The sequence below is a fragment of the Antarcticimicrobium sp. genome (assembly GCF_029212575.1).
In the GTDB taxonomy this organism is placed as follows: Bacteria; Pseudomonadota; Alphaproteobacteria; order Rhodobacterales; family Rhodobacteraceae; genus Antarcticimicrobium.
The window spans coordinates 1-8656 of record NZ_JARGPK010000028.1 but is presented as its reverse complement, the minus strand read 5'-3'; the positions used below and the strand labels follow the sequence as shown (position 1 = coordinate 8656).

Annotated in this window: 8 protein-coding genes and 3 pseudogenes; 7 read left to right on the top strand and 4 right to left on the bottom strand. The window is 61.1% G+C overall.

The window, feature by feature from the left end:
* The first annotated feature begins 57 nt into the window (after positions 1–57).
* Positions 58–762 (top strand): annotated as a pseudogene (locus tag P1U75_RS05080) (IS6 family transposase).
* 34 nt (positions 763–796) lie between these two features.
* Here the strand turns inward: P1U75_RS05080 and P1U75_RS05075 are convergent.
* The 4 genes and pseudogenes from P1U75_RS05075 to P1U75_RS05060 form a co-directional block, all read right to left on the bottom strand.
* Positions 797–1654, bottom strand: a complete 858-nt coding sequence (locus tag P1U75_RS05075; RefSeq protein WP_300240537.1) for an MBL fold metallo-hydrolase — start codon at positions 1652–1654, stop codon at positions 797–799.
* A 221-nt stretch (positions 1655–1875) separates the two neighbouring features.
* Positions 1876–2037: pseudogene (locus P1U75_RS05070) on the bottom strand (acyl-CoA dehydrogenase family protein); the annotation flags it as partial.
* 42 nt (positions 2038–2079) lie between these two features.
* Positions 2080–2295: pseudogene (locus tag P1U75_RS05065) on the bottom strand (transposase domain-containing protein); the annotation flags it as partial.
* Positions 2296–2387: 92 nt separating this feature from the next.
* The gene (locus tag P1U75_RS05060; RefSeq protein ID WP_300240535.1) at positions 2388–2639 is read right to left on the bottom strand and encodes a transposase; all 252 of its coding nucleotides are present in this window, start codon (positions 2637–2639) and stop codon (positions 2388–2390) included.
* Positions 2640–2897: 258 nt separating this feature from the next.
* On the opposite strand from P1U75_RS05060, the gene P1U75_RS05055 reads away from it, so the two are divergent.
* The 6 genes from P1U75_RS05055 to P1U75_RS05030 form a co-directional block, all read left to right on the top strand.
* Complete coding sequence (locus P1U75_RS05055) at positions 2898–4052, top strand: acyl-CoA dehydrogenase family protein (protein ID WP_300240533.1); 1155 nt, start codon at positions 2898–2900, stop codon at positions 4050–4052.
* Positions 4053–4193: 141 nt separating this feature from the next.
* Positions 4194–5231: a TRAP transporter substrate-binding protein DctP gene (dctP, locus tag P1U75_RS05050; protein ID WP_300240531.1), complete on the top strand. Its 1038-nt coding sequence runs from the start codon at positions 4194–4196 to the stop codon at positions 5229–5231.
* A gap of 124 nt (positions 5232–5355) precedes the next feature.
* Positions 5356–6261 (top strand): CoA ester lyase, encoded by a 906-nt coding sequence (locus P1U75_RS05045; RefSeq protein ID WP_300240529.1) that lies wholly within the window; start codon positions 5356–5358, stop codon positions 6259–6261.
* Positions 6262–6304: 43 nt separating this feature from the next.
* A complete protein-coding gene (locus P1U75_RS05040) occupies positions 6305–6775 on the top strand; it encodes a MaoC family dehydratase (RefSeq protein ID WP_300240527.1) in 471 nt (156 codons plus the stop codon).
* Positions 6776–6825: 50 nt separating this feature from the next.
* Complete coding sequence (locus P1U75_RS05035) at positions 6826–7404, top strand: TRAP transporter small permease (protein WP_300240524.1); 579 nt, start codon at positions 6826–6828, stop codon at positions 7402–7404.
* Positions 7401–8656 (top strand): TRAP transporter large permease subunit (locus P1U75_RS05030; protein ID WP_300240521.1); only part of this gene is annotated, 1256 nt, incomplete at its 3' end. The genes P1U75_RS05035 and P1U75_RS05030, both read left to right, overlap by 4 nt.

Genomic DNA, 8656 nt, shown 5'->3' with positions numbered 1-8656 from the left:
GGCCGTGTCAGAGGAAGTTGACTTGAGGCGGGCAGGGCGGTTTCGTAGCGTCTGGACATGACCAGAAGATCACCCTTCCGCTACTTCAAGACGAGCCGCGAAATCATCCGCTTGGCGGTGATGATGTATGTGCGGTTCCCGTTGTCGCTCCGAAACGTCGAGGATTTGCTCTACGAGCGCGGGATTGACGTGAGCCACGAGGCCGTCCGCTATTGGTGGCATCGGTTTGGGCCGATGTCTGCGTCGGAGAGCCGAAAACGGCGGATCGAGGGTATGCGATCGAGCCGCTGGCGCTGACATCTTGACGAAATGTTCGTGAAGATCAACGGCGAGCGGCATTACCTTTGGCGCGCAGTAGATCACGAAGGCGAGGTGCTGGAGAGCTTCGTGACGAAGACGCGGGACAAGAAGGCGGCATTGAAATCCCTGAAGAAAACGATAACGCGCCACGGCCGACCGCATATCCTGGTGATCGACCAGTTCCGGTCCTACGGCGCGGCGATGAAAGACATTGGCAACGCCGATCGACAGGAAACCGGCCGCTGGATGAACAATCGGGTGGAGAATTCGCATTTGCCGTTCCGACGACGGGAGCGCGCGATGCTCCGCTTCCGGCGGATGCGAAGTTTACAGAAATTTGTCTCCGTCCATGCCTCGGTCTTCAATCACTTCAATTCGGAGCGCAGCCTATCCTCCAGATCAAAATTTAAGATGAACCGCGCCGCGGCTCTCGACGAGTGGCGCGCTCTTTGCGCCGATTGAGGGACAGCCATCCTGCCCTACGAGAGACCGGTTCTCATCTATCTGACAGCTCCGGCTTCTCAGTGGTTTCCCAAATTTCGCCGCGCTGGATCACCCGCGACTCTGACAGAAGTTTCTCAAGGTGCGCTGCGGCATTGCGTTCGGCGGCCATTGCAATATGCGGGTCGGATTTCTTGTAAACTGACGCCGCAATATTCTGAATCGTATCGGGGGTCTTCGAAAGGTGCGCGAGAATCTCCGCTTCCCGCCGCATCCGGTTGCCAAGCAGCCGTTGGATGTAGGGGCGCGGATCGCGCAGCACCGGGCCGTGACCGGGTAAGCAGATTTTATCGTCCCGGTCGATCAGCCGCTGAAGCTGGGTACAGTAATCGCGCATGTTGCCGTCCGGTGGGCTCACGATCGAGCTGTTCCAACTCATCATGTGATCGCCCGAAAACAGAATCCCGTCCGGCCTCGAAAAGCAGAGGTGATCGCTTGCATGACCGGGCGTGTGCAGAACCGTGAGACCGCCGATCACATCCCCGTCCTCAAGATATCCGTCCGGTTCGAAGGCGTCGTCGGGAAACACCCGGGACACGTAGACAGGCAGCGCCGTCCTTTCGCGCAATGCCGGTGCGGCGCCGAAATGATCGGAATGGTGATGGGTAATGAGAATTCCGGTTGGATTTGGCCCTAGATTTGCGACGATGGCTTCGAAATGGTCGTGGTCTTCGACCGGGCCGGGATCGATCACGAACCGGCCTTCAGTGGTATCGATGAGATAGGTGTTGGTCCCGTAATAGGTCATCTTGCCGGGATTGTCGGCCACCATTCTCTGGATGCCCTCGGCGACTTCGACACCCTGCGCGCGGCGGGGCTCCGGCTCGGTGAAAAACATGCTGGTTTTTGTCATTGGTGACCTTCCCTGATTGGCTGCAAACGATCCGCCATCCGGCCAAAAGACATCGCTCTTGTCGCGGCGGTACGTGATGAGAATCCCGCGTCACAGCGGTTGGCTCGGCAGGACAAAATGAAATGTCTGTCTGGTCTTGAGTCTGGCATGAATTTGAAAACCTCCAAGGGGCGCCCGGTGCCGATCAAACCCGGCACCGGCACCGGGGCGGCCAAGCCGGTTCACATACGTTTGGCGACCTCTTCGAGCATGACCTCGGAGGCCCCGCCTCCGATGGCCTGGACGCGGGCGTCGCGCGACATGCGTTCCACGGGCGTTTCGCGCATATAGTCCATACCGCCATGGAATTGTACACAGTCGTAAAGCACGGAATTCACCAACTCGCCGCAATAGGCCGTAAGCGCTGTCTGAACAGCACCTGGGTTTCAGCTTGACGGCTGGAAATTCCAGGGGAGCAGGTCGTCGATGCGGTTTTGCGGATGGCCCGCGGCGATCGCTTCGAGTGTAGATTTCAGGTAGGCGAAAGGCTCCACGCCATTGATCTTGGCGGTTTCGATCAGGGATGCGATGCGGCCCCATGCCTTGCCACCCTCGTCGTGCCCGGTGAATAACGCGTTCTTTCGATTGAGGGCAATCGGGCGCGCGAGATTTTCGACGGGCTTCGATGATGTGACCGCCCCCGACGGCATCATTGTGCCAAGGTGGGCCTGCAACGATCCACAAAGGAGAGCGGTCACATCATCAGAGCCTCCTGGCGCAATTGTTTGACCTCTTGGCGCAGACGCCGAAGCTCATCGCGTTCTTCGCTGCTCAACCCATCATGGCGGTCGCCATCGTCTATCTCGATCTGCTTGACCCAGACATGGATGGTCGCCGCGCACGGCTCAAATTCGCGCGCTAGACTTTCAACATTGCGACCAGCTCGCGCCAGCGCAACCAATTGATCCCTGAATTCCGTCGGGTACGGGTCCCTCGTTCTCGGCATATAAAACACTCTCCTTCATCAAGTGAAGGCGCTCTGCCGCAGCGTCAAGCAGGATCAAAGACTTAGTGCTTCAGCTGTCAGGCTTGGGGGGTGTGCGCCGCCTCAGGGTTGCTGTTGGCGGTTGACGAATCGGGAGCGCGGTGGAACGTTGAGTTGAAATTTCGAATATTGTTCGGATTTTTTGGAAAGGGCGCGTGGTCGGTCTCGGCGGAAGCCGGAGGGATGGCGCCGCGACGGGAGGGGAAAATGGACTACCGGATGACTGACGACCAGCGCGCGATCCGCGACTCGGTCATGGAGATGTGCGGGAAATTCCCGCCGGAATATTGGCGGGAGCGGGATGCCAAGGGTGGCTTTCCCGAGGAATTTTACCATGCCGTGGCCGAAAACGGATGGCTGGGGATCGCCACGCCCGAGGCCTATGGTGGCGCGGGTCTGGGGATCACCGATGCGGCGGTGATGATGCAGGCGATTGCCGAATGCGGAGGCGGGCTCAGCGCGACGTCGGCGGTGCATATGAACATCTTTGGCCTGTCGCCGGTGGTCGCCTTTGGCACCGAAGATCAAAAGAAGCGGATGCTGACCCCGCTCATCAAGGGCGAGACCAAGGCCTGCTTCGCAGTGACCGAGCCGACCACGGGGCTTAACACCACCAAGCTGAAGACGCGGGCTGTGCGCAAGGGCGACACCTATTACGTCAGCGGCCAGAAAGTGTGGATATCGACCGCCCAGGTGGCCGATTACATGCTGCTGATCGCCCGCACCACGCCGATCGAGGAGTGCAAGAGCCCGACCGATGGGCTCAGCCTGTTCTACACCAAGCTCGACCGGGACTACGTGGAAGTCCGCGAAATTGACAAGATGGGCCGCAAGGCAGTGGATTCCAATGAGTTGTTCATCGAGGATCTGCCGGTGCCTGCGGCGGACATGATCGGTGAAGAGGGCAAGGGGTTCCGTCACATTCTGCACGGGATGAACGCCGAACGGGTGCTGGTGACAGCCGAATGCGTGGGCATTGGCCGCTACGCGCTGGCCCGGGCGGCGAAATACGCCAACGAGCGGATCGTCTTTGATCGCCCCATCGGCCAGAACCAGGGCATTCAGCACCCGCTGGCCCGTGCCTGGGCGCAGCTTGAGGCGGCCAACCTCATGGGCTTCAAGGCAGGCACGCAATATGACCGGGGCGAACCCTGCGGGATCGAGGCAAATGCCGCGAAGGTGCTGGCCTCCGAGGCCGCCTTCTTCGCCTGCGAGCGGGCGATCCTGACGCATGGCGGCTTTGGCTATGCGAAGGAATATGACGTCGAGCGGCTTTTGCGCGAAGTGATGATCCTGCGCATCGCGCCGATCTCGACCGAGCTTGTCCTCAGCAACATTGCCGAAAAGCAGCTCGGTCTGCCGAAATCCTACTAGATTGCAACGATCTATCGCGTCTCCGAGGGAGGGGATTGACGGTGGGAGGAGGGCGACGGTCCGCCCGGCATTGATGCCCAACGACCGCGACAAGTCGCAACAGTTTGCGGGGGGAAGACCCTGCAGCAGAAAGGGAGCCAGATGAACATTTCAATCAAAGGCGCGGCCTTGGGGGCCGCGCTCGCCACGGCGCTTACGACCGGTGCCGCCAACGCGCAAGACACTATCGACCTCAAGATATCCTACGCATTTCCGCCCACGCACTACCTGATCGAGCACGGGCTCGATATCTGGGTGGCCGGGGTGAAGGAAGATCTGGGCGACCGGGTCGATTTCACGATCTATCCCGCGCAACAGCTCGGCAAGGCGGCCGAGGGCCTCGACCTCGTTTCGAACGGGGCCGCCGATCTGGTTCTCACCGCCACCTCCTACCACCCGACCCAGATTACGGTGTCCGGGGTGGCGGAACTGCCGGGGATGTTCTCGGACATTTGTGTCGCCACCCGCGCCTCGATGGAGCTGTCCCGGGAAGGCGCGCTGTTTGACAACGTGGATTTCGACCCGAACGGCGTGCGCGCGATCTACAATGTCAGCCTGCCAATCTACAATGTTGTCACCGCGACCCGCAAGGTCGAGAAGCTGGAGGATTTTGAGGGCCTCAAGCTGCGCACCACCGGCGCGGCGATGGACCTGACCGCGCGGACGCTGGGCGCGGCTGCGGTACGTATGCCCTCGGCCGAACTGTTCCAGGCGGCGCAGCGCGGCACTGTGGACGGGGCGCTTTATCTTTACGCCGGGATGCGGCCCTACGATCTGCAAACGGTTTTCAAGCACAGCACCGAAGGGGTCAGCATGGGAAGCACCCATCTTGTCCTTTTGATGAATCGCGAAAAGTTCGACTCGCTGCCTGACGATGTGCAGGAGGTATTCCTGCGCTACGGTGTTGCCGCTGCCGAGAACAACTGCGCCTGGATGGCCGAAAACGACTCGTTGGTGCGTGACAAGATGGTCGACGAGGCCGGTCTTGAGGTTATCAAGCTCGGCGCCGAAGAGGCGGCTCGCTGGAAAGAGCGAACCTCTGCCGTTGCTGCCGACTGGGCCGCATCTGTTGGTGAGCACGGAGCCGAAGCGGTCGATGCCTATACCGCAGCGGTGGGCCGGATCGCCGCGAAGAACTGAGGCAGACCTTTCGCCGGAAGCGCGATGCCGCTTCCGGCGTACGAACTCTTGGGCAAATCCGCCTGACAGATTGATTGATTAGTCCCGCCGCGAGGATCGCGCGCAGGAACACTGGAGATCCGAGATGACAGACCTTTCCCGATCCTCAATGCGGCCGATCCGCTCGTTCCTTTTCGTCCCGGGCCACCGCGAAAGCTGGATAGACCGGGTCGCAGGCTATGGTGCCGATGCGGTTATTCTGGACCTTGAAGACAGCGTGCCCGCCGATCAAAAGCCAGCCGCGCGGGCGCTGGTTGCCAAGAAGATCTCCGGCCTCGCCGCCGCCGGTCAGCGCATTTATGTGCGGGTCAACCGCTCGCCCGCCATGTATGATTTTGAGGATATCCTCGCCGTGACGCGCGAAGGGCTGGAAGGGGTGGTTTTGTCAAAGCCAGGCGGGCCGGAGGACATTCAGATCGCTGCTGCGCTGGTGCATGAGGCCGAATTGCGAAACGGGCTGGAGCTTGGCCGAATCGCGCTGGTTCCGACGCTGGAAACCGCCCGTTCGATGCAAACGGCCTACGAGATCGCGCAAAATCCGCGCGTCAACGCAATTTGCGGCGCCAGCGCGAAGAACGGCGATTCCGCGCGGGCGCTTGGCATCGGCTGGAGCCCCGAGGGAACCGAGACCCTTTACATGTGGCAGCGCACCGTGATGGCCGCGCGGGCTGCCGGAAAGATGCCGCTGGGCGGGCTTTGGCAGGATGTCCACGATCTTGAGGGGCTTGACCTTTACGCCCGCCGCAACCGTGCCCACGGTTTCGTTGGAGAGATGATCCTGCATCCCACCAATGTCGAGGTGGTCAACCGCGCCTACACCCCGTCGGCCGAGGAGATCCGCTATTTCAAGGGCATGATCGAGACCTATGAAGTATCGGCTGCGCAGGGCGTGGGTGCGGTGATCTACGATGGCGACCACATTGATCTTGCCCATGTTCAGACCGCCCGTTCGATTGTCGCCCTGGCCGAAGGCACCGGCGAAACGGACTGACCCCGCCGCCAACGATGCAAACAAGAGAGAAGAGGAGCGCACGATGCAAAGCACCGTATCCGGAAAATACTACGAAGAACTCGAGCCTGGCATGGTTTTCCATCACGCGATCACCCGCACCGTGACGGAAACCGACAATCTGCTGTTCTCTGCGCTCACCTACAACTCGCAGCCGCTGCATCTCGATGACGAGTTCTGCAAGAACACCGTCTACGGGCAGCGCCTGGTCAACAGTATCTTCACGCTGGGCCTTGTAGTGGGTGTGGGTGTCAGCGATCTGACGCTGGGGACAACCCTTGGCAATCTCGGTTTCGACGAGATCACCTTTCCCAAGCCGGTCTTCATTGGCGACACGCTGCGCGCCGAGACCGAGATCACCGGCCGGCGGGAATCAAAGAAAAAGCCCGACCGTGGGATTGTTCATTTCGAGACGCGTGGCTTCAACCAGCGCGACGAGATGGTGGTAAAGGTTCATCGCGTTGGCCTGATGATGAAGCGTCCGGTCCCGGCCTGACGCAGGAGGGCGGCGGAGGGGATGCGACGGAGCACTGAGGGGAGGATCAGATGAAATGGATATCCTTGGCCGACCGGGCGGTTGGCAAGCTGGAGCGGCTTTTGATCATTGGGGCCAGCCTGTGCTTGTTGTCCATGATGCTGGTTGTCGCGGTCGACGTGGGGATGCGTTATGTTTTCCACGCGCCGCTGAGTTGGAGCTATGATCTGGTCGCCAACTTCCTGATGGTGGGGGCCGCTTTACTCGCCGTTTCGGAAACCTTCCGGCGGGGCGGGCATGTGGCGGTGAACCTGTTCCGCGCCCGGATGCGCCGCAATGTGCGGCGATGGGTGGACGCGGCGAGCGCGCTCATGATTATCCCGGTCCTGTTGGCGATGGTGGTGACCGGCTGGCAATCCACCGTCCGGGCGGTGGTGCGGGACGAGACGATCCCCGGTGTCGTCGCCTGGCCGATGTGGGCCAGCTATATCCTTGTGCCACTGGGGATCGGGCTTCTTTTGGTGCGCATGACAATCCATTTTGCCGATCTGGTGAGCGGCGGAGAGGGCCATGTGCCCGACTCCGTGGACCACCACGCAGACCCATCCGAGCCCGCTGCCGGGTCGCAACCCGAGGGAGACGCGCGATGATTGCGACTTTGGGGAGCCTTCTTCTGGTGCTGTTGCTTGCGATGGGGATGCCCGTGGCTTTTGCGATGGCGGTAGCGGGGGTGGCCGGGCTTTTCGCCGTGGGCGGGCTCGATCTGGTGATGGGGATGGTGAAGTCGTCCACCATCTCGTCGGTCAATTCCTACGAGCTTATCACCATTCCGATGTTCATCCTGATGGCCGAGTTCATCATCATCTCGCGGATCGCCGACGAATTGTTTGACGCCACCGTGGTTTGGGTGGGGAGGGTTCCGGGCGGGCTGGGGGTGGCGGTTGTTCTGGCGGGCGCCATGTTCGGGGCGATCTCGGGGTCGAGCACCGCATCGGCGGCAACGCTGTCATCCACCGCGATTCCGGCGATGATGCGGCAGGGCTATTCGCTGCGCACGGCCGGGGCGTTGGTGGCCATCACCGGCACGCTGGCGATCCTGATACCCCCCTCTATTGCATTGGTGCTCTATGCGATCATCGCCGATGTCAGCGTTGGCAAGCTGCTGATCGCCGGTATGGTGCCGGGTATTCTGGCGGTGCTGGCGCTGGTCGGGCTGACCGTCACCATGTCGCTGCTTCGGCCAAAGGCTGTGCCGGCAGGGCACCCCTATCGCTGGTCCGAGAAGGTATCCGTGCTGCGGGTGACGCTGCCGATGCTGATCCTCTTCGGTGCGGTTACTGGCGTTCTTTATGCCGGAGTCGCGACGCCCACCGAAGCCTCGGCGATGGGGGCCGTCGCCGCATTGGTGCTGGGCGTGGTGCAGGGCCGGCTCTCGCTGCGCAACGCCGGTCGGGCGCTGGTCAACGCCGCGCGGGTCAGTTGCATGATCGCCTTTATCATCCTCGGCGCGCATATCTTCGGTTACTTCTTCACCCTCACCCAAACTACCACCGCCATTGCCAATTGGATCGGCGGGCTGGACGTTTCCAGCTACATGATCTTGCTGGTGATCCTGGTGATCTACCTGATCCTCGGTTGTTTTCTCGACCAGATTGCGATTTTGATCCTCACCGTTCCGGTGATGCTGCCGGTGGTGGTGGCGCTGGGCTTCGATCCGATCTGGTTTGGGGTGATGGTGGTGATGGTGGCCGAGGTGGGAATGATCACGCCTCCCCTGGGCCTCAATGTCTTTGTTGTGGCGCGCTATACCGGGCAGCCGGTGCATGAGATCTTCGCGGGCATCCTGCCGTTCTTCCTGTGCATGCTGGGCATGGTGCTGCTGCTTGGCCTGATGCCGGAGAT